Below are 22,184 nucleotides of genomic sequence, written 5' to 3' on the forward strand. Positions count from 1 at the left end.
GTTACGGGTGGAATCACACTAGCCGCTGCAGAAGCACGCGATGAAAGAGCTCGCCCCGCTCGAGAGCGGCGATCTCGACGTTCTCATCGACACCGTGGATCGCCGCGCGCTGGGCGTTCGACATCTCCAGCGGAGCGAAACGGTACACCGCAGGGGTGAATCGGTGGAAGTGCCGCGAGTCGGTGGCCGCCATCATCACATACGGCACGGCCGGGGCATCTGGATGGGAGACCCCGAGCGCCTCGGCGATCAATGCGAACTGCGCGTTGTCGGTCGCCGACTCGGGCGAGGGCTCACTGCCCTCGAGCACCTCGATCGACACCAGCGGGTCGCCGATCCGGTCGCGCACGCGCAGGATCGTGGCATCCACCGTCTCGCCAAGCGCGATGCGCAGATTGACGGTGGCGGATGCCTGTGACGGGAGCACATTGGCGGCGGTGCCGCCGGACTGCATCGTCGGCGCGACGGTGGTGCGCACGAGTGCGGCCGGCTCACCGCCGAGGGCGGCGAACACCCGGGCGGTGAGGAAAGGCACGGCTCCCAGCACGCGCAGCAGATGCCGGGCTGGGCCCGGTGTCTGAGAGGACAGCTGGATCAGCATCCGAGAGATGGCGCGCGGTGCGCGGGCGGGGAACATGCCCGGTCCCAGCCGGTCGACCGCGCGCGCGATGCGGCGCACGGCGGTCAGGGTGGGCGGCGCCGAGGCGTGCCCGCCGTCGCCGCGAGCAGAGAGGCGGATACTGAGCACGCCCTTCTCGCCCACGCCGACCATCGCGGATCGGCCCGGCACGAACGGCAGCGGTGCGTCCACGACGGCGCCGCCCTCATCGATGACGATCCACGGCGTGATGCCGCGCTCCTGGAACGACGCGCTGATGGCCTGGGCTGCGGCGCCGAAGGTCTCCTCGTTGCCGCCGAACGAGAGGTAGACGTCACGAGCCGGAGTGAAGCCGTCGGCGAGCAGATTCTCGACCGCTTCGAGGATGACGATCAGAGGACCCTTGTCGTCGAGGGTTCCGCGGCCATAGACGCGCCCGTCGGCGATGCGCCCCTCGAAGGGCGGGTAGGTCCAGGCATCCGATTCGTCTACCGGGACGACGTCGTAGTGGGCCATGAGAACGGCAGGGTCCGCGTTCGGCTGCGCGCCCTTCCAGTGGAACAGCAGACCGTAGTCGGTGTGCTTCTCGAGGGCGAGGTGCTCGTGCACGAGCGGGTACTGCTCGGCGATGAGGCGCTCGAAGGCGGCGAACGGCGCGTGTCCGCGCTGCTGCAGCTCTGCCGACACGGTCGGCAGCTGGATCATCTGCGAGAGTCGCTCGGCAATGCCGGGTCGTACGGTCGCTGAAGCATCGGTGCTTTCGGGCATCCGGTGATCCTTGCATGTCCGCGATCGATCATCGCGTCGTCCTGCGCCCACCGACAGGCCCGCGGCACACACAGCCCCGCCCGATTGGCGATCTCACACAATCGACGCCGACCACCACAGCGGCTCCCGCATGAGTTTCTGTCGCTGAACCATCGATCAGGCGACAGAAACTCACACGGGAGTGAGAGGCGGATCAGCGGAGGGCGTGCTCCGTGACGAAGTCGCGGAGCACCTGCTCGTCGTCGGCCATCTCGGTGACGTGCTGCGGCGCGGCCATCATCTGCTGCAGCGCGGGTGAGAGCGGCAGCTCCACCCCGATCGCCTCCGTGATGGTCTCGGCGAACTTCTCGGGCTTGGCGGTCTCGAGCACGAGCATGGGCACATCCTGCTCGACGTACTCGCGTGCGACCTTGACGCCGTCGGCGGTGTGCGGGTCGATGATCTCGCCGGATTCCTCGTACACCGAACGGATCGTTGCGAGTCGGTCGGCGTGCGTCGAGGTGTCGCTGACGATGCCGAACTCGCTCTCGAAACGCGGCTGCTCGGCCGAGAAGTCGAAGAAGCCGTCAGCATCCAACGACTTCCATGCGTCGACGACGCCGCTCGCGTCGCGCCCGACGAGATCGAAGATGAAGCGCTCGAGGTTCGATGCCTTCGAGATGTCCATCGACGGGCTCGACGTCGCGTGCGTGTCGGCGGCCGAGCGAGGGCGGTAGATGCCCGTGCGGAAGAACTCGTCGAGCACGTTGTTCTCGTTCGCGGCGAGCACGAGGCGGCGGATCGGCACGCCCATGCCCTTGGCGAAGAAGCCAGAGAGGATGTTGCCGAAGTTGCCAGACGGCACCGTGAACGACACCTCGAACTCGGAGCGATGCTCGGGCTCGACGCCATCCGTCACGCGCATCCAGGCCCAGAAGTAATAGACGACCTGAGCCGCGATGCGCCCGAGGTTGATCGAGTTCACCGCACCGAGGTTCTGCGCGCGCTTGAAGTCGAGGTCGCCGGCGAGCTGCTTGACGAGGTGCTGGCAGTCGTCGAACACTCCCTCGACGGCGATGTTGTGCACGTTCGCGTCGTCGAGCGAGTACATCTGCGCGCGCTGGAACGGGCTCATCCGGCCCTGCGGCGACAGCATGAACACCGACACGCGGTCCTTGCCGCGCAGCGCGTGCTCGGCAGCGGATCCGGTGTCGCCCGAGGTCGCGCCGACGATGTTCAGCACGCGGTCCTTCTTCTCGAGCACGTACTCCAGCGCCTGCCCGAGGAACTGCATCGCCATGTCCTTGAAGGCCAGCGTCGGGCCCTCCGACAGACCGACCAGCGTGATTCCGCCGCCGATCGAGCGCAGCGGTACGACGGCATCGGGGAAGTCCGCGTACGCGGCATCCGTCATCCGAGCCAGGTCCTCGCGCGGGATGTCGGTGGCGAACAGCCCCAGCACCTCTGCGGCCAGCTGCGGGTAGGTGAGCGCGCGCCAGCGCTCGAGGGTCTCCGCATCCACCTGCGGCAGCTGCTCTGGTATCGCCAGCCCGCCGTCGGGCGCGAGCCCTTCGAGCAGCGTCTCGCTGAAGGGCTGCGGCGTCATGCCGCCGCGAGTGGAGATGTACAGCACGGATGCTCCTCAGGTCGGGCTTCCATTGTCGCAGGGTCGTCCGGATGCCGGAGCCGGATGACGCTGTCACACTTCCGCGCTGCCGAACGACAGATATGTGACGGCATCATCGGATGCCATGGAAGGAACACCATGACCAGAATCGACATGTCCCGCACGAACCGTCTCGGCTACGCCGCAGTGATCGGGATGGAGGCGTATTCGAGCAAGGCCGTCGAGAAGCGGCTGTACGAGCTGATCAAGCTGCGGGCCTCGATCCTGAACGGCTGCGGATTCTGCGTCGACATGCACGCGACCGATGGCGCCAAACGCGGCATCCCGCAGCGGACCCTGCACGCGGTGGGAGCGTGGCAGCACGCCAAGAACCTGTTCGAGCCGAAGGAGCTGGCGGCTCTCGCGCTCACTGATGCGATCACCAAGCTCGGTCCCGACACGGTCACGGATGAGATCTGGGATGCAGCCGCGCAGCATTTCGACGAGGGCGAGCTCGGCGCCATCGTGATGGCGATCTGCACGATCAACGTCTGGAACCGGATCGCCATCTCGACGCAGATGGCGCCGCCGGTCGATGCGAAGCACCCCATCGTCTGATCCGGCATCCGCAGTCCGGCGGGCAGTAGCGTGAAGTCCATGACCACCGTCACGCCCGCCGTCCGCGCCTGGCGATCCGAGCACGACCGGCTGGTCGGCATCGCGTACCGGATGCTCGGCGACTTCGGCCACGCCGAAGACGTCGTCTCGGAGGTCGCGCTCGAGGCTGTCAAAGCCGAGCGGGCAGATGCCGGCGCCGTGCGCTCCTGGCCGGCGTGGCTGACCACGACGTGCGTTCGCCGGGCGATCGACCGGGTGCGTTCACTGGCATCGGTGCGCGAGGAGTACGTCGGGCACTGGCTGCCTGAGCCGGTCGCGACCGAGCGACTGCCGGAGGATGCCGTCGTCGATCGCGAGATGCTGTCACTGGCGCTGCTGCATCTCGCCGAGCAGCTGACCCCGGAGGCGCGCGCAGCCGTGGTGCTGCATCGGGCCTACGAGATGACCGCAGTGGAGATCGGCGAGATCGTGCAGAAGTCCCCTGCGGCGGTGCGGCAGCTGATCTCACGCGGCGAGCGCCGCCTTCGGCTCGACGGCGATTCGGCGTCGCCGCAGCCGGCGGATGCGAAGGCGCTCGCGGCGCTGGTGGGCGCTGTGCAGGGCGGCGATCTCTCGATCGTGCTCGGGCTTCTCACCGATGATGCGATCCTGTGGAGTGACGGCGGTGGGGTGGTGGCAGCCGCCCGCAATCCGATCTTCGGAGCCGAGAAGATCGGGCGCTTCTACGTCGGGGTCCTGCAGAAGGCGACCGCGTACGATCCGCTTCATCCGTTCGTGCTCACGCCGATCGCGATCAATGGCGAGCTGGGCCTCGCCCTGGCTCATTCCGGCCGCACCGACGTGCTGACTCTCGAATTCGACGGGGCGGGAAGGGTCTGCGGCATCCGCCAGGTCTGCAATCCGCACAAGCTGACGCGCGCATTCGAGGCGGCAGGCTGACGCTCAGTCGAGAAGGTGCCGCAGGTAGCGGTCGGGGTCCCCGAGGAACGAGCGCCAGTGGCGGACGAGTTCGAGGTCTTCCCATTCGGCCTCGCGCAGGCCCCACTCGCCGACCTCGAGGATCTTCGCTCCAGGCAGCGATGCCAGCACCGGGGAGTGCGTCGCGCAGAGCACCTGGCCGCCCTCGTCGGAGATGCGGCGCAGCACCGAGATGAGCGCCAACGTCGAGTTGAACGACAGCGCCGCCTCGGGCTCATCGAGGCAGTAGAAGCCCGGCTCGTCGAAGCGCGAGTCGAGCAGCGCGAGGAACGACTCGCCGTGGCTCATCTCATGGAACGGCACGTCTCCTCGCGGCGACGGGTTCTGCTCGAGGTACGTGTAGAAGGAGTGCATCGTCTCGGCCCGAAGGAAGAATCCCCAGGAGTTCGAGCCGACGCCGCGCCGGATGCGCAGCCACTCCGACAGCGGAGACTCCGTCGGTCGGGTGCTGTGCATCGCCTGCCGCGAACCGCCCTCAGGCGAGAGTCCGTACGCGAGGGCGATGCCCTCGACGATCGTCGACTTGCCGCTGCCGTTCTCACCGACCAGGAATGTCACGCCCGGCGGGAGTTCGAGCCCGTCCTGCAGCAGCTGTGCGACGGCGGGGATGCTCGTCGGCCACCGTTCGCCCGGCTCCGGCGCATCATCGTGCGGGTGCACAGAGACCACCGGGTGCTGTCGCAGCATCCGCCCCGATTCCCAGAACTCCACCATGATCGATCGTCGCCTGTCGCTCAGAACAACGCGGTCGGCAGGGCCCCTTCATGCTCGAGCAGCCACCGCTTCGTGACCAGCCCCTCACCTTCGGCGCCGCCCGAGTAGCCGCCGAGGCCATCGCTGGCTACGACCCGGTGACACGGCACGATCAGCGGAACAGGATTGGCTCCCATGATCGAACCGATGCCTCGGGCCGGCACCGTCGTTCCGCTGCGCGCAGCCAGTTCACCATAGGTGACGGTCTCACCGTTGCCGACGGTCTCGTACAGCGCCATCAGCACCGCCCTGGTGGCATCGGTCTGCACGCCCAGGTCGAACGGCACGTCGAAGGTCTGCAGATCACCGACGAAGTAGTCGGCCAATTGGGCGAGAGCGCGGCGCACGACAGCATCCGATTCATCAGTCGCGAACGCACCCCTCGGCCATGACACACGCGTCACCGCGGTGCCATCGCTCTCGACGGCGACGACGCCGACCGGCGTCTCGATCGCACCGCGGAATCCCATAGGGCGAAGATACCCGTCGCGACCGACATCCTCGCACCCCGACCTCGCCACGCTGAAGTGTGATCGGATGGATGCGACCCGAAGGAGCCACGAATGCCCGACTCCCCCGAGATGCCCGGCGCCGGCCTGCTCGACCAGGACGTGTTTGTCGAGACCGCGGACGGTCGGATGCTGCGCACGATGATCAGCAACGGAGGGCTCAGTCATGCAGAGCTCCGCGGCGAGGGCGACGATCTGATCGTGCTCGAGGCGGGTCTTGGCATGAGCGGCCTGAGCTGGGGTCCGGTTCAGCAGCGCATCGCGCCGCACGCGCGCGTCGTCGCCTACGAGCGTGCAGGCTACGGGGCGAGCACCCCCGACACCGCGCCGCGCGACCTCGACCGACTCACCGACGACCTGCTGGCCGTCATCCGCAGCGTGCCGCACCGGCGGCTGGTGTTGGTCGGCCACAGCTGGGGCGGCGCGATCGTGCGCAGCGCGGCCGCTCGCCTGCTCGCAGACGGCGCGGACGTCGCGGGGCTCGTCCTGGTGGATCAGAGCGATGAGAACGCCGCGGTGTACTTCTCGGCTGCGTTCCGATTCGGTGTCGGGATGCAGCGCGGCCTGCTTCCGCTGCTCGCCCGGCTGCGTGCGCTCCGTCCGATGATGAGCAGCATGGTGGCCGCCGTCGATGAGCCGCTGCGCGATGCCGTGCTGGAGGCGAGCACGAGCACGGCGGCCGCCCGCGCGGCTGCAGAGGAGTACCGGCGCGTGGTCGCCGGCCTCACGACGCTGCGTGACAGCCCGCTCGACCTGGGTCGCATTCCCATCACGGTGATCTCGGGACTCGGGCGCCCGAAGCACGGGGCCCGGCAGCGCGCCGAGATCGTCGCCGCGCATCAGGTGTCGGCGTCACAGCATCCGGGTGCGAGGTTCGTCGGCGCGGAGCGCTCGGAGCATCTGATCCCGTTCACCGAGCCTCAGCTGGTCGCCGACGAGGCTCTCGCGCTGCTCGCGCGCTGAAGCAGGTACTGCAGCAGCAGCTCGTCGCCTGAACGCAGGATGGATGCCAGGTGCGCGCCGACCGGCACCGCAGGGTGCCCCCGTGCGATGCGGCCGGCCTCCCCGGATTCCATGGTCGGCGCGAGCGTGAGGTGCAGGGCATCCACGACTCTGGCTGCCAGCAGTGCGCCGAACAGGTGCGGCCCGCCCTCGGAGTGGATGCGCCGCAGTCCGCGGGCGGTGAGATCGTCGCGGACACGGCGCAGGTCAGCATCCGACTCCCCCACCTCGACGATGTCGGCGACGCGGCCCAGCGCGACCCGACGATCGCGAGGAGCGGATGCCACGGTGTAAACCACAGGGCGCGCCGGCGCATCGGTGAACAGCGGCGACGCCGGATCCAGCGCCAGGCTGCGGCTGACCATCGCGAGCGCCGGGTGCTCTGTCATGCCGTGCGCGGTCCGCCACGCCACCGCCTCAGGCGACACCCGGAACCCGCCGTACCCCTCGTCGCGCAGCGTGCCCGCGCCGACGAGCACGACGTCGGCCTCGTAGCGCAGCAGATCGAACATGCGATGGTCGGCCTCGTCTCCGAGGCCGCCGGAGCGCCCGTCGCGGGTCGCGGCGCCGTCGATGCTCGCGATGAAGTTCACCCGCAGCCAGGTGCGCTCGGCCGGGAAACCGACGAGTGAGAGCAGATCGGTATCGGAGAGGTCGGATGCCGGGTCCGGCCACACCCGGTCGATCACGGCGTCAGCGGAGTCAGACATGTCCGTCCCCTCAGACATTGTGCGTCGGATGCCTGTTGTGCTCGAGTCGGGCCGGCTCGCGCATCCCGAGGATCGCCTCTGTCATGCGCACAGCGTCGACGGTCTCGGCGATGTCGTGCATCCGCACGATCCGCGCGCCACCGAGGATGCAGGCGGTCATCGCTGCGAGTGACCCCGCCAGCCGCTCGCCCTGCGGGCGGTCGATCGACTCGCCGATGAAGTCCTTGTTCGACACGGCCACCAGCAGCGGGGCGCCGAGATCGGCCAGCTCGTCGATGCGGCGGGTGATCTCCAGCGAGTGCAGGGTGTTCTTGTCGAGGTCGTGCCCTGGATCGACGATCAGCCGCGAGCGCGGCACTCCCGCAGCCTCAGCACGCGCCATGCGCTCGACCAAGAACCCACGCACCTCGCCCACCACGTCGTCGAAATGCGCCGGCGGCTTCTCGGCCCGCGGCGGCCCGACGCTGTGTGTGATCACGACGTGCGCGTCGCTGCCGGCGAGCACCTCGGCCATCCGGGGATCACCGAGTCCACTGGTGTCGTTGATGACGGCAGCGCCCGCGGCGATCGCGGCCGCCGCCACCTCGGCGCTGTTCGTGTCGACCGAGATGACCAGCTCGGGGCGCGCTGCAGCGATGGCATCCACCACCGGCACGACGCGGTCGATCTCTTCGGCGGTCGACACTGCGGGCCCTCGTCCGAACGGCACGCCGCCGATGTCGACCCAGTCGGCGCCGATGTCGCCCGCCCGCAGCGCGCTCTGCACCGCGCGATTCAGCGCGAAAGTCGCGCCCTTGTCGTAGAACGAGTCCGGAGTGCGGTTGATCACCGCCATGATGGCGACCTGCCTGGAGAAGTCGAAGTCGCGCTGTCCGATGCGGCGCAGCATCCGGGTGTCCGACAGCGCAGCATCCAACGGCGCAGCATCCGCCGCCGCCAACGAGACCGACTCAGCCGCGGTCACCGTTCCGTCCCGACGCTGTCGCGCACCGCGTCCGACGAATCCCAGTCGTTCGCGTGCATCGCCGCCTGCACGACGCCGTCCTTCACCCAGTAGGCCCGGAAGGCGCCGCCGTGCGCGACGTCGGTGTCGCCCTCGATGTCGACCCGGTCGTATCCGTCGGGTCCGACGCTGCCGAAGTACTCCATGCCGAGATCGTACTGATCCGTGAAGAAGTACGGCAGGTGCGTGTACGGCTCACCTTCGCCGAGCAGGTTATGGGCGGCGACCTTGCCCTGCTCGATCGCGGTGTCCCAGTGCTCGACGCGAATGCGACGGCCGAGCACGGGATGCTGCTGCGATGCCACATCGCCGATCGCGTAGATGTCGGGGGCTGAGGTGCGCAGGGTCTCATCGACCAGCACGCCGCCGTCCACCTCGAGACCGGCATCGTCGGCCAGCTGTGTGAGCGGCATCGCGCCGACGCCGACCACCACGGCGTCGGCGGAGGCGAGCGCGGCCTCATCCACGGGGGTCCCCAGGCGCAGATCGACCCCGTGGAAGCGGTGCAGATCGGCGAACAGCTGGGCGATCTCCGGCCCGAGCACACTCACCAGCGGCAGGTCGGCGACCTCGTACACGGTCACCTCGGCGCCATGATGGCGGGCGGCGGATGCCACTTCGAGGCCGATCCAGCCGGCGCCGACGATCACGACCGTGGCGCCGGGCTTCAGCGCCGCAAGCAGGCGGGCGTTGTCCTCGACTGTGCGCAGATAGAGCGGGTCGGCGACGCGGTCGGCGAGGGGGAAGTGGCGCGGTACAGAGCCGGTGGCCAGCAGCAGCTTGTTGTAGGAGTGCTCCGAGCCGTCACCGCCGGCGACCGGCTCGGTGCGCAGAGTGCGGGTGGTGGGGTCGATCGAGACGACCTTGACCCCACGCTCGAGACGCACGCCGTTCTCGTCGTACCAGGTCGCGTCGTGCACCTGGGTGGAGCCGGCGTCCGCGTCGCCGAGCAGCACCGCCTTCGACAGCGGCGGACGCTCGTAGGGCAGATGGTCCTCGGCCGAGTAGATCACCACTTCCCCGTCGAAGCCGTGGTCGCGCAGTTCGGTTGCGGCAGTGGCGGCTGCGAGGCCGCCACCGACGATGGCGATGATCATCTCGGTTCCCTTCGATCGTGCAGTGATGCGTTGCGAGTTGGACGGGCAGGCCTCAGCGTCCTCCGGCGAGCGCGAAGAACTCCGCGCGGGAGCGGGCATCCTCGCGCAGGGTGCCCCGCACGGCCGAGGTGGTCGTCGCCGAACCGGTGGCGCGCGCACCGCGCTGGGTCATGCAGGTGTGGGTGGCCTCGATGACGACGCCGAGCCCGCGGGGCTGCAGACGCGCCTCGAGGGCATCCGCGATCTGCACCGTCAGCCGCTCCTGCGTCTGGGGCCGACGTGCGTAGTGGTCGACCATGCGCGGGATCTTCGACAGCCCGACGACGCGGTCGGCCGGCAGGTAGGCGACGTGCGCGATGCCGGTGAACGGCAGCAGGTGGTGCTCGCACAGCGAGTGCACCGGGATGTCGCGGATCAGCACGAGCTCGTCATAGCCCTCGGTGTTCTCGAAGGTGGTGAAGTCGAACGGCTCGGATGCCAGCAGCTCGGCGTACGCCTCCGCGAAGCGTCGCGGTGTGCGCGCCAGGTCGGGGGCATCCGCGGCATCCGGATCGATGCCAAGCGCCCGCAGGAACAGCCGGCCGGCATGCTCGGCCGCCACGAGGTCGACGGGCCGCGGGGCGGCCATTATGCGCACTCGGTGCGGGCCGGTCTCGTGTGACTCGCCGCTGTCCTCGATTGCCGTGATCGTCATGTCGACCTCCTGTGCGTGTACTTCCATGAGACACCCGATTGACTTCTAAATGCAAGCCCATTATTTTTTAGAAGTGCACTCGTTCGCTCTGATCCCCGCCTCGTACGTCTTTCTGCGCAGCCCGAAGGGCGTGATGCTGCAGCTGCGCCAGAACACCGGCTATATGGACGGATACTGGTCGGCCGGCGCCGCCGGCCACATCGAGTTCGGCGAGACCGCCGTGCAGGCCGCGATCCGCGAGGTGCGGGAGGAGCTCGGCGTGGTCGTCGAAGCGGATGCCCTGCACTGCGCCGCCGTGATGCAGCGCACCGACGGCACCGACCGCCCGATCGAGCAGCGCGTCGAGTGGTACTTCACGTGCGAAGACTGGACCGGCGAACCGACCGTGCAGGAGCCGGCGAAGTGCGGCGGTCTCGACTGGTTCGCACTGGACGCTCTGCCCGAGATGGTGCCGCCGCACGAGCGACGCGCGCTGGAGGCGATCCGTCAGGGCACGTCGGCGTCGCTGCTCTCGGTCGGACCGAACTGGTAGATCGCTTCGGTCAGAGCCGTGCCTGCAGACGGCGGATAGCCTCGCCCAGGTCGCCGGATGCGAGGAGGCCGGTGCCGAGTGGGCCGGCGGAATCGGATCCGAGTGCCGGCAGCTGCTGCAGTGTGAGCCGTACTGTCTCCGACGCGTGTGAGAGCTGCCAGGCGAGTTCCGCCGCGAACGCGGCTTCGCCATCGGATGCCGCCGATGCCGCCGACTTCACCGCCTTCGCGGCATACGCCGCAGCGCCCAGCGCGTGCGCGCCCATGTGCGCGACGCCGGCCGATTGCGCGGCCGCTCGAGCTGCAGCGACAGCGGACGGTGTGGCCACGGCCGAAGCTGCGCGACCTGCAACGAAGCGGCGCTGGATCTCGCCGGCAGCGTCAAGCTCCCCGCGCGAGAACGCCCGGGCACGGGCGATCGCGTCGCGGGGGCGATCATCCTCCGGAGCCTGCTCTTCGAACAGCGCCAGCACGCGCTCTGCACAGTCCGCCGCCCACGCGGCGACGACCCGGCGGTCGGCCAGGCTGAGGGACTGTGCAGACGCCATCATTCCCCCGACTCCGCACGACGCAGCGTGCGCGCGCGGGCCGCGTCGTGCGCTTCGCGCAGCAGATCGAGCACCTGCTGGGCCGTGTTCGCCGCCGGGTTCACGACGCAGACCCAACCCATCGTGCCGTAGAGCGGGTGCGGCAGGAAGGCATCGGTGCCGGTCGGCTGCGCGCCAGCATCCGACAACTCCGCCGCCTTGTCACGACCGACATGGAGGTTCACGCGGAACCGGTCTGGGCCGAGCCTGAACGCCGTGTCGTCCTGGTAGTCCTTCGTGGTGATCGTCCCGTACGGCTGCGTGCGCTGTGGCATCACCCCGTCCGGGGCGAAGTAGAAGAAGGCGTCTCCCCACGCCAGCTCTGGATAGGGGTCAGTATCGGGCACGACGGCGAGCGCGCCGTCGAATCCACGGACGGCCTCGATGATCTGCTGAATGTCCATGACTCAATCATCGACTTCTCGTGCTTATGTGGACTTACGGTTGGAATGACAGGGATATCGATGCGAAACCCTCCAGAGCACATCTTCACAACGGCCGCGCTGGCGCGCCTCGTCGGCTACTCGACGCAGCAGGTGCGCGACCTCGAGCGGCTCGGCGTTCTGCCGCCCGCTGAGCGCGCACCGAACGGGTATCGACGGTTCGGACCGAGCCACGAGATCGCGCTCCGCGCCTATCGCTCTCTGGCGGTGGCCGTCGGCCCCGTTGCCGCGCGCACTCTCGTGCCGGCGCTGCGCACAGCATCCATCGACGCCGCTGCGGAGCGCATCGACCTGCTGCACGTCGAGATCGCTCGGCAGCGCGAGCGCGTGCGCGAGGCGCTGAGCGCGTTGGACGCCATCGTCGACGACACCGCCGACTCCTTCGACGCGAACGACAGCATGACGATCGGAGAACTCGCCGAGGCACTCGGCGTCCGGGCATCCGCCTTGCGGCATTGGGAGGATCAGGGACTCCTCTCCCCCGAAAGGGACCCACGCTCGGGGGCACGCCGCTATGCGGCCGACGCGCTCGGGGCCGCTCGCATCACCGCCGCGCTGCGCGTCGGCGGGTACCCGCTGCCGCCGATCGCGCGCGTCATCGACCTGATCCGCACGCACGGCGACAGTGATGAAGCGCGGATGCTGCTGCGGCGGCGTCTCGCCGATCTCACCGACCGCAGTGTGGCGCTGCTGTCCGCCTCAGGTGATCTGCACGCCCTGCTCGCGACGTCAGCTACTCCGGCTCGGTGAGCGCCAGGCGCTCCTCGATATCGGCGAGCTCGGCGCGGATCCTCTCGACGGATACCGGCGCGAATCTGCGCACCGGCATGGACAGGATCACCTCCGCATCCATCTCGCCGATGTCGAACGCCTCGCGCAGCGCACGGTTGAGGTCCTTCTCATCACCGGGCGTCGCCGCGCAGACCTCGAGGATCCGCGGCGCCTGCTCTGCCGCCATCAGCATCACGCCGACGATCCACCGTCTGCCCAACAGATTCTGTCTGTCGTCCATGCGTAGACCCTAGCGCGGACCCGCCCAGACACCCAGGACCCGCTCACCCCGCGTACGCGATGTGCACCCGATCGATCCGCCCGTCGAACGCGAACGGCATCCGCTCGGCGTACGCCCGCGAGACGGCACCACCATAGGCGCGGCCGATGTCGAGGCAGTCGTTGGCCGAGAACAGCAGCGGTGCGCTGACCGGAACGTGTCCGGATGCGACCTCCGCACCGTCCACCCGCAGCACCACGTTCAGCGGACCACCGGGTTTCGGCTCGATGTAGCTCGTCTCGATCTCGACGGTGTGCTCGCCCGCTGCCAGCGCGCCCGGCGCAGTGATGACGGTGCGCTGCACGAGGAACAGGTTGTACTCGAACGTCAGCACACCCGCATCCATGAAACAGGTGAGCCCACCGCCGGCGCCGCCGAGCTTGTAGAGCACACCGCTGGCGGCATCCGACGTCGTCATCGAGATCGTCACGGTGTTGGGCCGGTTTCCCAGCGCGGGCGCGCAGAACTCCGGAACCCGCACCGTGTCGCCCGTCATCTCCCACTCGGTGTACGGCGGACTGATGCGATCCTCGGGATGCATCGCGACCACCCACAGCCCGCCGCCGATGGGCAGGGCCTCGTTGCGCGCCGCCTCCATCGCGAACAGCTCCTTGAGTTCAGCGAGCTTCTGCGGCTGCTCCTTCGCCAGGTCGTGCGCCTGGCTCCAGTCGTGGTCGAGGTCGTAGAGCTCCCAGACGTCCTGGTCGGGGGTCCACGTGCGGATGCCCGCCGGGATGCCCGGTACCCATGGCAGCCGCGGACCGGTCGCCGAAGCCATCCACCCGTTGGCGTAGATCGACCGGCTGCCCATGATCTCGAAGTACTGCGTGCGGCGCCGGCCGTCGGCATTCGCATCGTCGATCGCGTACGCGAGGCTCACACCGTCGATCGGATCCTGCGGGATGCCATTGACCATCTCGGGATGCGAGATCCCGATGATCTCGTAGAGCGTCGGCACGATGTCGATGACGTGGTGGAACTGCACCCGCGGAGCGAGGTCGGGGGCGATGCGCGCCGGCCACTGCATGACCATCGGGTTGCGGGTGCCACCCAGATGGGATGCCATCAGCTTCATCCCCTTGTACGGGGACGATCCCGCCCATGCCCATCCGGCGTGGTACATATTGTCGGTCGTCGGAGTGCCGAGGGCGTCGAGTCCGCCGAGCTCATCGAGGGCTGAGATGTGCTGGTCGATGGTGGTGGGGATGCCGTTCTGTGCGAGCAGTTCGCTGATCGTGCCGTTCTGTCCCTCACCGGATGAGCCATTGTCGCCCCAGATGTAGAGGACGATGGTGTTGTCGTCGTACCCGAGCCGCTGGAGCTCGTCGAGCAGCCGTTCGGCCTGTACATCAGCGTGCTCCCCGAAACCGGCTGCGACCTCCATCAGGCGCCGCTGGAACGGACGCTGGTTCTCGGGGATGTCCTCCCACGCCGGCATCTGCGGATCGCGCGGTGTGAGCTCGGCGTCCTCGGGCACCCACCCCAGCGCCTTGGAGCCCTCGAACGCACGCTCGCGATAGACATCCCAGCCCTCGTCGAACTCACCGGCGTACCGATCGGCCCATTCCTTCATGATGTGGTGCGGTCCATGGATCGCCCCGGTCGCCCAGTACATGAAGAACGGCTGCTCGGGAGCCAGCGTCTTGTGATCGCGCAGCCATGCGATGGCATCGTCGGCGATGTCCTCGCTGAGGTGGTAGCCCTCTTCAGGGCTCTTCGGCGGGAGCACGGTCGTGGTGTTCCGCACCAGGTTCGGCTCGTATTGCGATGCCTCGCCGGCAAGGAAGCCGTAGAAGTACTCGAACCCGTATCCGGTCGGCCAGCGGTCGAACGGCCCCGCCTTCGTCGTCTCCTCAGCGGGTGTGTTGTGCCATTTGCCCCACGCGCCGGTCGCGTAGCCGTACTGCCGCAGCACCTCGGCGACGGTGGCGCTGCTCTTGGGAATGTGGCCGGAGTAGCCGTCCCAGTCGTTGGCGAGCTCGGCGATCTGGCCGTTGCCGACGCGATGGTGGTTGCGGCCTGTCAGCAGCGAAGCACGAGTGGGTGAGCACATCGCAGTGGTGTGGAATCGGTTGAAGCCGACGCCGCCGGCACGCACCCTGTCAAGAGCGGGCGTGCGGATCGCTCCCCCGAATGCAGTCGGCAACGCGGGGCCCGCATCATCGATGAGGATGACCAGCACGTTCGGGGCGTCAGCTGGCAGGTGCCGGACGGGTGATTTCGGCGAGTACGTGGATTCCTGGATCGTGCGTCCGGCGATGCTGCCGGACGCCTTCGGGGGGAAAGGGAGGGTACGTGCCGGTGGCAGCGGTGCCCCGATCACCGTGTGCGCGTCGGCCATGTTCGTCTCCTGACGATTTATGAAGTCACCCAGGCCAGCAGGTTAGCCCCCGAGTCGGATTCCACGCATCATGCACATCACGTGAACCGATTGTGCGCGCGACCGGATTCACTTGTCTTGAGCGCGCCATCGACTCGACTCCGATTCTCGGCATGTCGACCCATGGCCACAGGAAGTGTGTCACCGTGGACTATTCAGAGCAGCTGCGCCGGCTCAGCATCGACGACGAACAAGCCGCCAAGGCACCAGGCAGCCATCCGAGCGAGCTCGCGAAAACACTCTGCCTGGTGCGCATCGGAGCACTCGTCGCGGTCTCCGCGGCTGCGGCGTCGATCCACCAGGAGATCGACCGCGCCTTCAGTGCGGGCGCCAGTGCCGAAGACATCGTGGAGGTGCTCGAGACCGTCATGCCGATCGTCGGACGCCCCCGCGTGGTCAAGGCCGCGCCGAAGGTGGCCCTGGCACTCGACGTCGATCTCGATCTGCTGGGCGATGAATGACACGACTCGTCTGATGACGCGGCGTGCTCGATGACGCGGCGCAGCATCCGATCCGCGTCACTCCCCCAGCAGACCGCCGGCGATCGCCTCGTCAACCGCCGCCGCGCGCGTCGTCACTCCGAGCTTGCGATAGATCGAGCCGACCTGTGAACTCACAGTGTTGCGGGAGACGAAGAGGCGCTTGCCGATCTCGGCGATCGTCAGATGCGTCTGCAGATATGGCAGCAGACGCAGTTCTGCAGGCGTGAGCGGGACGCTCGCGATCCTCGCCGCGCTCTCACTCAACTTCGCGCGGAACTGATCGATCTGCTCGGCGAGGACGCCGACGTGTGGGCGGCGCGCGCGCAGCTCGTCGATCTCCCGCAGCATGTGCAGCGCGGCAGCATGATCGCGCTGCCCCGCGAACACCATCGCGAGCTGAAGCCGCGACCGCATCGCAAGATATGGCAGCACGTGCGTGCAGTGCACCCTGGCACGCATGGCGCGGGTGAGGTAGCGATCGGCGGCGACCGCGTCGCCGCGCCGCAGCGCGACGCGCGCTTGAACAGCCAACGCGAGGGCGGTGGTGGGGTATCCCTCCATGTTGCTGTCATCGATCGCGCGCACCGCGGCGTGCGAGTGGATCTCGGCATCGGCCCACCTGCCGTCGTCGATGCAGAGGATCGCCAATTCCGCCTCGCTGAGCACGACAGTATCGGCATGGTCGGCATCCCGCGCAGACGCTGACGCCCGCATGAATGCATCGCGCGCCCGGATGGGTTCACCGACGAGCAGCCATGCTGATCCGAGCAGGTGCAGCGCCTGGTCTCGCCACGCGCTCCATTCCGGCTCGCTTGCGACGGCGAACAGCGCATCCTGCAGTGCCTGTCGCGGACCACCCGTGCACATCGCCGCTCGGATCATCGCACGGCCCGACTCGAAGGTGAGGAGCTCTTCGGGTGTGCCGGCCGGCGTCATCCGCTCAAGCACCGCAGCCCACCGCTCCGATGCCGGAGACTTGCCCTGCAGTATCGCCGCCCACGCGGCGATGATCGCCGCGTCCGGCGATGTCTCCACCACCGAGTCACCCAGCTTCGCCAGCCAGCGTTCCACGAGCGCGACCTGCCCGTCCTCGTAGGTGCGCATCGCCAGGTCGGCCACGAGCACGATCGCCTGCTCGCTGGCACCGGCGACCAGCAGATGCTCGATGGCAGCTGCCGGTGCTCCTTCGTGCAGCAGCCAGTCGGCAGCGCGACGGTGCAGGTCGAGTCGGATGCCATCGTCGAAGCGCTGCAGCTCGGTGAGCAGGAACTCGCGGAACAGCGCGTGATACCGAAACCACTCACGGTGTCTGTCCAGCGGCACGAGGAACAGGTTCAGTTGCTCCAGCCGGCGTAGGATCTCGCGGGACCCCTCGGTGCCGAGCACGGCGTCGCAGAGCGGCCCGGACAGCTGTTCGAGCACCGCCGTGCGGCGCAGGAACACCCGCAGGTCCTCGGGAAGCGTCGCGACGCACTCTCGATACAGATAGTCGGCGACGAACCGCTCGTCGCCGGTGAGGGTGCGCACATCTGCGCCGGATCCGACGGCGAGCGCGCAGAGGAACAGGCCGGTCGGCCAGCCTTCGCAGTGCTCGACGGCGATGGCGACGTCAGCGGCGGACGCATTGACGTTCGCCGCCGCGAAGATGGCCTCCGCGCCGGCCTGATCGATGCGCAGGTCGTCGGCGACGATCTCTCGCATGCCACCGGCTGCGCGCAGCCGAGCGAAGTAAGGCTGCTCATGTCGGCTGGCGAGCACCACCTGGGAGCCTTCGGGAACTCCGGCGAGCACGACCTCCAGCACGTCCTGACATTCCACCGTTCCTGCGGCGTGGATGTCATCGATGAACAGCACGAACGGTTCGGGCGCCTGAGCGAGCACGGCAGCGAGCATCGGCGCCGCCCGGCCGAGCACCGAAGCGCCGACGCCGCGCATCTGCGACACGACCTCACCGGCACGCGGCGACAGAGTCGCACATGCTGCCGCCAGAACGGTCAGCATCGACGCCGGATCGTCGTCGAACCGATCAATCGAAGCCCAGCCGACATGACGCTGCTCGATCGACGCCCACTCCGCGAGCATGGTCGACTTGCCGTATCCCGCCGGAGCCGTGACTCCGACGATGCGAGCCGCGCTCGATCGGGATGCGCGGATCAGGGCGCTCCTGCTCACCGCCCGAGGGCTCGTCGCGCGCACCCGAAGCTTGCCGTCGAGCAGCAGACTGCTCAGCGTCGGGGTCTTCGGCGCCTTGCGGGTCGGGTCTGCGTCAGTCGAGGCCCTGCGGGTCGGGTCGGGCACGCTCACATGATATGGATGTCCTCTGTCGAGCTCAATGACGGATCACCCTGTCTGTGTGATGCCGGCGCGCCGTTGTCAGGTGAGGCAGATCCGAGGAGCCTCTCGCGGACACCGCCGTCGAGTCAGGTCTTCCGGTCCTGTCGCGGCACGACGACCTCGCGTACCACGAGCAGGATGGATGCGATCACCGGCAGTGCCACCAGAACGCCGAGCACTCCCATCAGCGCGCCTCCTGCCAGTGCGCCGATCAGCACGAGTGCCGCCGGGATCGCGATGGCACGGTTCATCACACGCGGGCTGAGGATGTAGGACTCGATCTGGATGTAGACGAGGTAGAGCACCGCGAAGATCAGCGCCTGCACAGGGCTCGTGAACAGTGCGATGACCGACGCGAAGATGAGGAAGATGACCGAACCGAACAGCGGGATCAGCGTGATGACGAACGCGATCACGGCCATCAGCGCAGGGAACGGCAGCCCGATCGTCAGGTGCAGCACGAACACCGCTGCCGCGTTGAAGGCAGACAGCGTCACCGACCCGATCAGCGACGCACCGATCGAACCCGTGATCCGCTCGGTGAAGTACGCGAGGCGTTCACGGTTGCGTGCGGGCGCGAGGGCGTAGAAGGCGCCCTTGATCGAGGTGAGGGATGCCAGGAAGTAGAGCGTCAGCGCGACCACGATGAACGCGGCGGATACGAAACTGGCGAATCCCATCCCGACCTGCAGCACCCCGCCTCCGATGGCGAGCAGTGTGTTGGGGTCGACGGCCGTATCAGCGATCTGCGCGAGCCCGCTGTCGATACCGGCTTGGGCATGAGCATCGAGCCCGAGGTACCAGTCGGACTGCTTGACCGACTTGAGCGCCTCAGGGACGGACTCGACCAGTGCGATGACCTGACCGATCACCGGCGGCACGACGAAGATCGCGAAAGCCACCATCACGAGGGCGAAGCCGCCGAACACGATCGCGATCCCGGCGCCGCGCTTCATCCCGTGCCGCTGTAGTCGCGTCACGATGGGGTCCAGTGCGAGTGCGACGAACATCGCGAGCACGATGTAGACGAGGATCGTCGAGATCTGACCAACCGCACTGGCGAGCACCAGCGCGCCCAGCACGCCGAGAGCACCCGCGAAACTCAGCGCGAGCGGATGCTCGATCGCCGTGAGGAAGCGTGAGCGCGGTGCCGCAGACGGATCAGCATTCTCAATGGCCATGCCTGACAGTAGCGCGCTCGGTGCCTTCGCGACACCATGCGATCTGCACGATGTCTGGCATGCCGAGGTTCAAGATCGCAACCCGTGCCACAGCGCCGCCCACTGCCTGGCGGTCAGGTCGCGCGGCAGCCCTCGTTGGTCGATCCCCGCCTTGATGAGCGCGCGCTTCGCCACGGGGATGCCGACCCGGGTGACACGTGCGGCGATGCTCGCCAGGCCCGTCCCTCGTCCCGTGAACACCCCGCGCACGAAGTTCTCGTAGGCGCGCCGTTCGGCGTGCGCCACCAATGACGAACCGCGCCGGGTGATCGACAGCAGTCCCCCATCGACGGCCGGCCGGGGACTGAAATGGTGAGCCGCGACCCGTCCGCAGAGCTCGAACTCGAACCACGGCGCCGATTGCGCCGTCATCATCGTGCCGCCGCCGACGCCGGCGCGCTTGCGCGCGACCTCCCACTGAGTCAGCAGCACGGCGCGGTGCCAGCCGCGTGCCGCCAGCAGACGGCGCAGAACGGGGGTGGTCAGATGGAAGGGGATGTTGCCGACGATGACCGGCGCATCGAGCGGATGCTGCAGCGCATCGGCGCGCTCCACCCGCACGTGCGGGAGCCGGTCGCGCAATCTCGCGACCCGGTGCTCGTCGATGTCGATCACTGTCAGCGGTCTGTGCAGTGTGGCGAGGGGCCGAGTCAGTGCACCGTCGCCGGCGCCGAGTTCGAGGATGGGCCCGGTCGTCAGCCGCACCAGGTCGGTGATGTGCTCAATGGTGGGCCGGTGAGTGAGGAAGTTCTGGCCGAGTTCATGTCGGCCGCCGTGCATGGATCGAGGCATGGGTGCGCTCCTGAGGAAGTATCGGAGCACCCCGGTGTGGAATCGGCGTCGCGAAGGCGCGACAAGAAGACCGTCCGTGCCGAGGTGCGGATGACATCTCGGATGACGGCGCGCTGCAGCGTGCGACAGACGAGCGCGCCGTCAGGCGCGGCGGTCGCGGGCGATGCGGCAGCTCCCCGTCAGGAGCGCATTGTCTATCATTCCCATGTCGAAGAGCCTAGCCGGTCATGGGACCAGTGCGTGCGGCGGACGCTCGCCGTTCACTCCACGAGCTTGCCCTCGACCGCGTCCGATGTCACCTGCTCGGCCAGTGCCCGGAACGACTCTGGTGCGTCGCCGAGCGGCTCGAATTCGACCCCGCCGTCCGGCGTCCAGATCATGTTGCCGCGCAGTGCCGGGTCGGTTTCAGGGAAGTCGGCGCGGTTGTGGCATCCGCGGGTCTCGCGCCGCTCGATCGCGGACTCGAGTGTGGCGCGCGCGGCGAGCAGCGAGCCGAGCAGATCGAAGGCGTGCGCGAGGTCGTCGAAGCCGGCGATGTCCGGATGCGCGGTGACGTTCTTCGCACGTGCCTCGAGGGCGGCGAGCTTCGCGAGCCCCTCACGTAGGGACTCCTCGGTGCGGATGACGCCGGCGTGCTCGGTCATCACATCGCGCACGGCGCGCTGCAGGCGGCGGGGCGTCTCGGTGCCCGTGCTGTGCAGGAAGGCCTCCAGCTCGGCGCGCGCCGCGGCGACCGCCGCTGGATCACGGTGCACCTCGATGCGGCCGCGGACGTACTCTGCCGCGGTCTCGCCGGTGATCCGGCCGTAGACCATCAGCTCGATGAGCGAATTGCCACCAAGGCGGTTGGCGCCGTGCAGGCCGCTGGACGCCTCGCCGATTGCGTACAGTCCTTCGACGCCGGTACCGTGGTCCTCCGCCCGCACCCACACGCCACCCATCGAGTAGTGCGCAGTCGGCGCGACCTCGATGGGCCGCTCGGTGATGTCAAGCATCTGCAGGTCGATCAGCGCCCTGTACAGCCGCGGCAGCTTCTCGAGGATCTGCTCGCGCGGCAGGTGCGAGACATCGAGCCACACCCCACCCTTCTCGGTGCCGCGGCCCTCGGCGATCTCGGTGTAGTTCGCGAGCGCCACGCGATCGCGCGTCGACAGCTCCATGCGCTCGGCGTCATAGCGCTGCATGAAGCGCTCGCCCCGCGCGTTGGTGAGCGTGCCGCCCTCTCCGCGCGCCGCCTCTGACACGAGCGTGCCGGCGGCGTCCTCGGGTTCGATCAGCCCCGAGGGGTGGAACTGCACGAGCTCGGCGTCGCGGATGCGCGCGCCGGCGAGGGCGGCGAGTCGGAACGAGTCTCCGGTGTTCTCATCGCGGCGCGACGAGGTGTACCGCCAGATACGGGTGTGCCCGCCCGCGGCGAGGATGACCGCGTCGGCGTGGATGACGACCGGTGTTCCGTCGACGACGTCGAAGCCGTAGGCACCGAACACCGTGCCGTCTGAGACGAGGATGCGGGTGATGTAGACCGTGTCGATGATCGGCACCGTGAGCTCTGCGGCGCGGCGCATGAGCGTGCGCTGGATCTCGAGGCCGGTGTAGTCGCCGGCGTAGGCGGTGCGACGGTACTTGTGCGCGCCGAAGAAGCGCTGGCTGATGCGCCCGTCGTCTTCGCGCGCGAAGGGCATCCCCCACCGCTCGAGGTCGTCGATGCCGCGAGCAGCGCCGCGGGCGACGACCTCGACGATCTCGGGATCGGCGAGGAAGTACGACTCGCGCAGGGTGTCGGCGGCGTGCTGCTGCCAGGAGTCCTCCGGGTCCATGGTGCCGAGGGCGGCGTTGATGCCACCGGCGGCGAGCGTCGTGTGTGCGTCGTGCTTGCGGCGTTTGCCCACCGCGAGCACCTGGATGCCCCGTTCAGCGAGTTCGATCGATGCGCGAAGACCCGCGCCGCCGGTGCCGATTACAAGAGCTGAGGTGGTGAGGTGCCGTTCTGCAGGCTGCGGGATGCTCATGCCTACACGCTAGGAACACGAGTCAGATCCCGCCAATGCA

The 22,184-nt window shown here is 68.3% G+C and carries 22 protein-coding genes; 6 read left to right on the forward strand and 16 right to left on the reverse strand.

From position 1 onward, the window contains the following. Window positions 1-13: 13 nt before the first annotated feature. Both MNR00_RS14035 and thrC read right to left on the reverse strand, forming a co-directional pair. On the reverse strand, window positions 14-1,366 hold the full coding sequence (locus MNR00_RS14035; protein ID WP_241926536.1) for a M20/M25/M40 family metallo-hydrolase: 1,353 nt from the start codon (window positions 1,364-1,366) through the stop codon (window positions 14-16). A 193-nt stretch (window positions 1,367-1,559) separates the two neighbouring features. Next, window positions 1,560-2,978 (reverse strand): threonine synthase, encoded by a 1,419-nt coding sequence (gene thrC, locus MNR00_RS14040; RefSeq protein WP_241926537.1) that lies wholly within the window; start codon window positions 2,976-2,978, stop codon window positions 1,560-1,562. Between the two features lie 132 nt (window positions 2,979-3,110). Between thrC and MNR00_RS14045 the strand changes: the two genes are divergently transcribed. Continuing rightward, window positions 3,111-3,569, forward strand: a complete 459-nt coding sequence (locus tag MNR00_RS14045) for a carboxymuconolactone decarboxylase family protein (RefSeq protein WP_241926538.1) — start codon at window positions 3,111-3,113, stop codon at window positions 3,567-3,569. A 39-nt stretch (window positions 3,570-3,608) separates the two neighbouring features. Next, the gene (locus tag MNR00_RS14050) at window positions 3,609-4,508 is read left to right on the forward strand and encodes a sigma-70 family RNA polymerase sigma factor (RefSeq protein ID WP_241926539.1); all 900 of its coding nucleotides are present in this window, start codon (window positions 3,609-3,611) and stop codon (window positions 4,506-4,508) included. 3 nt (window positions 4,509-4,511) lie between these two features. Here MNR00_RS14050 and MNR00_RS14055 read toward each other — a convergent pair whose 3' ends face one another. Both MNR00_RS14055 and MNR00_RS14060 read right to left on the reverse strand, forming a co-directional pair. Next, the gene (locus tag MNR00_RS14055) at window positions 4,512-5,261 is read right to left on the reverse strand and encodes an AAA family ATPase (RefSeq protein WP_241926540.1); all 750 of its coding nucleotides are present in this window, start codon (window positions 5,259-5,261) and stop codon (window positions 4,512-4,514) included. Window positions 5,262-5,281: 20 nt separating this feature from the next. After that, window positions 5,282-5,770: a methylated-DNA--[protein]-cysteine S-methyltransferase gene (locus MNR00_RS14060; RefSeq protein ID WP_241926541.1), complete on the reverse strand. Its 489-nt coding sequence runs from the start codon at window positions 5,768-5,770 to the stop codon at window positions 5,282-5,284. A gap of 93 nt (window positions 5,771-5,863) precedes the next feature. Between MNR00_RS14060 and MNR00_RS14065 the strand changes: the two genes are divergently transcribed. Then, complete coding sequence (locus tag MNR00_RS14065) at window positions 5,864-6,772, forward strand: alpha/beta hydrolase (RefSeq protein WP_241926542.1); 909 nt, start codon at window positions 5,864-5,866, stop codon at window positions 6,770-6,772. Here MNR00_RS14065 and MNR00_RS14070 read toward each other — a convergent pair. The 4 genes from MNR00_RS14070 to folE all read right to left on the reverse strand — a co-directional run bounded on the left by MNR00_RS14070 (window position 6,730) and on the right by folE (window position 10,315). Continuing rightward, the gene (locus MNR00_RS14070) at window positions 6,730-7,521 is read right to left on the reverse strand and encodes a pyrimidine reductase family protein (RefSeq protein ID WP_241926543.1); all 792 of its coding nucleotides are present in this window, start codon (window positions 7,519-7,521) and stop codon (window positions 6,730-6,732) included. The two genes, MNR00_RS14065 and MNR00_RS14070, sit on opposite strands and share 43 nt — an antisense overlap. A gap of 10 nt (window positions 7,522-7,531) precedes the next feature. Next, window positions 7,532-8,410, reverse strand: a complete 879-nt coding sequence (gene folP / locus MNR00_RS14075) for a dihydropteroate synthase (RefSeq protein ID WP_241928857.1) — start codon at window positions 8,408-8,410, stop codon at window positions 7,532-7,534. A 71-nt stretch (window positions 8,411-8,481) separates the two neighbouring features. After that, window positions 8,482-9,621, reverse strand: coding sequence for an FAD-dependent oxidoreductase (locus MNR00_RS14080; protein ID WP_241926544.1), 1,140 nt, complete (start codon window positions 9,619-9,621; stop codon window positions 8,482-8,484). Window positions 9,622-9,673: 52 nt separating this feature from the next. Next, on the reverse strand, window positions 9,674-10,315 hold the full coding sequence (gene folE, locus MNR00_RS14085; protein WP_241926545.1) for a GTP cyclohydrolase I FolE: 642 nt from the start codon (window positions 10,313-10,315) through the stop codon (window positions 9,674-9,676). A 73-nt stretch (window positions 10,316-10,388) separates the two neighbouring features. Here folE and MNR00_RS14090 point away from each other — a divergent pair, with 73 nt between their 5' ends. Then, on the forward strand, window positions 10,389-10,847 hold the full coding sequence (locus MNR00_RS14090; protein ID WP_241926546.1) for an NUDIX domain-containing protein: 459 nt from the start codon (window positions 10,389-10,391) through the stop codon (window positions 10,845-10,847). A 10-nt stretch (window positions 10,848-10,857) separates the two neighbouring features. On the opposite strand, the gene MNR00_RS14095 is transcribed toward MNR00_RS14090, so the two are convergent. Together MNR00_RS14095 and MNR00_RS14100 are read right to left on the reverse strand one after the other, a co-directional pair. Further along, window positions 10,858-11,397, reverse strand: a complete 540-nt coding sequence (locus tag MNR00_RS14095) for a putative immunity protein (protein WP_347271913.1) — start codon at window positions 11,395-11,397, stop codon at window positions 10,858-10,860. Continuing rightward, window positions 11,394-11,837 carry a DUF6194 family protein gene (locus MNR00_RS14100; protein ID WP_241926547.1) on the reverse strand — a complete coding sequence of 148 codons (444 nt, stop codon included), beginning with the start codon at window positions 11,835-11,837 and terminating at the stop codon, window positions 11,394-11,396. Before MNR00_RS14100 ends, MNR00_RS14095 begins: the two co-directional genes overlap by 4 nt. Window positions 11,838-11,897: 60 nt before the next feature. Here MNR00_RS14100 and MNR00_RS14105 point away from each other — a divergent pair, with 60 nt between their 5' ends. Next, the gene (locus MNR00_RS14105; protein WP_241926548.1) at window positions 11,898-12,626 is read left to right on the forward strand and encodes a MerR family DNA-binding transcriptional regulator; all 729 of its coding nucleotides are present in this window, start codon (window positions 11,898-11,900) and stop codon (window positions 12,624-12,626) included. Here MNR00_RS14105 and MNR00_RS14110 read toward each other — a convergent pair. Together MNR00_RS14110 and MNR00_RS14115 are read right to left on the reverse strand one after the other, a co-directional pair. After that, window positions 12,610-12,888 carry a hypothetical protein gene (locus MNR00_RS14110; RefSeq protein WP_241926549.1) on the reverse strand — a complete coding sequence of 93 codons (279 nt, stop codon included), beginning with the start codon at window positions 12,886-12,888 and terminating at the stop codon, window positions 12,610-12,612. The genes MNR00_RS14105 and MNR00_RS14110 overlap by 17 nt on opposite strands. Window positions 12,889-12,931: 43 nt before the next feature. Continuing rightward, window positions 12,932-15,268, reverse strand: coding sequence for an arylsulfatase (locus MNR00_RS14115; RefSeq protein WP_241926550.1), 2,337 nt, complete (start codon window positions 15,266-15,268; stop codon window positions 12,932-12,934). A 185-nt stretch (window positions 15,269-15,453) separates the two neighbouring features. Here MNR00_RS14115 and MNR00_RS14120 point away from each other — a divergent pair, with 185 nt between their 5' ends. Beyond that, window positions 15,454-15,768, forward strand: a complete 315-nt coding sequence (locus MNR00_RS14120) for a hypothetical protein (protein ID WP_241926551.1) — start codon at window positions 15,454-15,456, stop codon at window positions 15,766-15,768. Between the two features lie 57 nt (window positions 15,769-15,825). On the opposite strand, the gene MNR00_RS14125 is transcribed toward MNR00_RS14120, so the two are convergent. From MNR00_RS14125 to MNR00_RS14140, 4 genes are all read right to left on the reverse strand, one after another. Then, window positions 15,826-18,087, reverse strand: coding sequence for a LuxR C-terminal-related transcriptional regulator (locus tag MNR00_RS14125; RefSeq protein ID WP_241926552.1), 2,262 nt, complete (start codon window positions 18,085-18,087; stop codon window positions 15,826-15,828). A 122-nt stretch (window positions 18,088-18,209) separates the two neighbouring features. Further along, window positions 18,210-19,304, reverse strand: coding sequence for an AI-2E family transporter (locus MNR00_RS14130; RefSeq protein ID WP_241926553.1), 1,095 nt, complete (start codon window positions 19,302-19,304; stop codon window positions 18,210-18,212). A gap of 69 nt (window positions 19,305-19,373) precedes the next feature. Further along, the gene (erm, locus tag MNR00_RS14135; RefSeq protein ID WP_241926554.1) at window positions 19,374-20,135 is read right to left on the reverse strand and encodes a 23S ribosomal RNA methyltransferase Erm; all 762 of its coding nucleotides are present in this window, start codon (window positions 20,133-20,135) and stop codon (window positions 19,374-19,376) included. 260 nt (window positions 20,136-20,395) lie between these two features. Beyond that, a complete protein-coding gene (locus MNR00_RS14140; protein ID WP_241926555.1) occupies window positions 20,396-22,144 on the reverse strand; it encodes an FAD-binding protein in 1,749 nt (582 codons plus the stop codon). Between the last annotated feature and the right edge of the window lie 40 nt (window positions 22,145-22,184).

The organism is Microbacterium sp. H1-D42 (assembly GCF_022637555.1).
GTDB lineage: Bacteria > Actinomycetota > Actinomycetes > Actinomycetales > Microbacteriaceae > Microbacterium.

What these genes read in the sequence shown, in the direction of transcription:
- MNR00_RS14035 (WP_241926536.1), bottom strand. Translation starts at nt 1,366, where the DNA reads ATGCCCGAAAGCACCGATGCTTCAGCGACCGTACGACCCGGCATTGCC.
- MNR00_RS14045 (WP_241926538.1), top strand. Translation starts at nt 3,111, where the DNA reads ATGACCAGAATCGACATGTCCCGCACGAACCGTCTCGGCTACGCCGCA.
- MNR00_RS14050 (WP_241926539.1), top strand. Translation starts at nt 3,609, where the DNA reads ATGACCACCGTCACGCCCGCCGTCCGCGCCTGGCGATCCGAGCACGAC.
- MNR00_RS14055 (WP_241926540.1), bottom strand. Translation starts at nt 5,261, where the DNA reads ATGGTGGAGTTCTGGGAATCGGGGCGGATGCTGCGACAGCACCCGGTG.
- MNR00_RS14060 (WP_241926541.1), bottom strand. Translation starts at nt 5,770, where the DNA reads ATGGGATTCCGCGGTGCGATCGAGACGCCGGTCGGCGTCGTCGCCGTC.
- MNR00_RS14065 (WP_241926542.1), top strand. Translation starts at nt 5,864, where the DNA reads ATGCCCGACTCCCCCGAGATGCCCGGCGCCGGCCTGCTCGACCAGGAC.
- MNR00_RS14070 (WP_241926543.1), bottom strand. Translation starts at nt 7,521, where the DNA reads ATGTCTGACTCCGCTGACGCCGTGATCGACCGGGTGTGGCCGGACCCG.
- folP (WP_241928857.1), bottom strand. Translation starts at nt 8,410, where the DNA reads ATGCTGCGCCGCATCGGACAGCGCGACTTCGACTTCTCCAGGCAGGTC.
- MNR00_RS14080 (WP_241926544.1), bottom strand. Translation starts at nt 9,621, where the DNA reads ATGATCATCGCCATCGTCGGTGGCGGCCTCGCAGCCGCCACTGCCGCA.
- folE (WP_241926545.1), bottom strand. Translation starts at nt 10,315, where the DNA reads ATGACGATCACGGCAATCGAGGACAGCGGCGAGTCACACGAGACCGGC.
- MNR00_RS14095 (WP_347271913.1), bottom strand. Translation starts at nt 11,397, where the DNA reads ATGATGGCGTCTGCACAGTCCCTCAGCCTGGCCGACCGCCGGGTCGTC.
- MNR00_RS14100 (WP_241926547.1), bottom strand. Translation starts at nt 11,837, where the DNA reads ATGGACATTCAGCAGATCATCGAGGCCGTCCGTGGATTCGACGGCGCG.
- MNR00_RS14105 (WP_241926548.1), top strand. Translation starts at nt 11,898, where the DNA reads ATGCGAAACCCTCCAGAGCACATCTTCACAACGGCCGCGCTGGCGCGC.
- MNR00_RS14110 (WP_241926549.1), bottom strand. Translation starts at nt 12,888, where the DNA reads ATGGACGACAGACAGAATCTGTTGGGCAGACGGTGGATCGTCGGCGTG.
- MNR00_RS14115 (WP_241926550.1), bottom strand. Translation starts at nt 15,268, where the DNA reads ATGGCCGACGCGCACACGGTGATCGGGGCACCGCTGCCACCGGCACGT.
- MNR00_RS14130 (WP_241926553.1), bottom strand. Translation starts at nt 19,304, where the DNA reads ATGGCCATTGAGAATGCTGATCCGTCTGCGGCACCGCGCTCACGCTTC.
- erm (WP_241926554.1), bottom strand. Translation starts at nt 20,135, where the DNA reads ATGCCTCGATCCATGCACGGCGGCCGACATGAACTCGGCCAGAACTTC.
- MNR00_RS14140 (WP_241926555.1), bottom strand. Translation starts at nt 22,144, where the DNA reads ATGAGCATCCCGCAGCCTGCAGAACGGCACCTCACCACCTCAGCTCTT.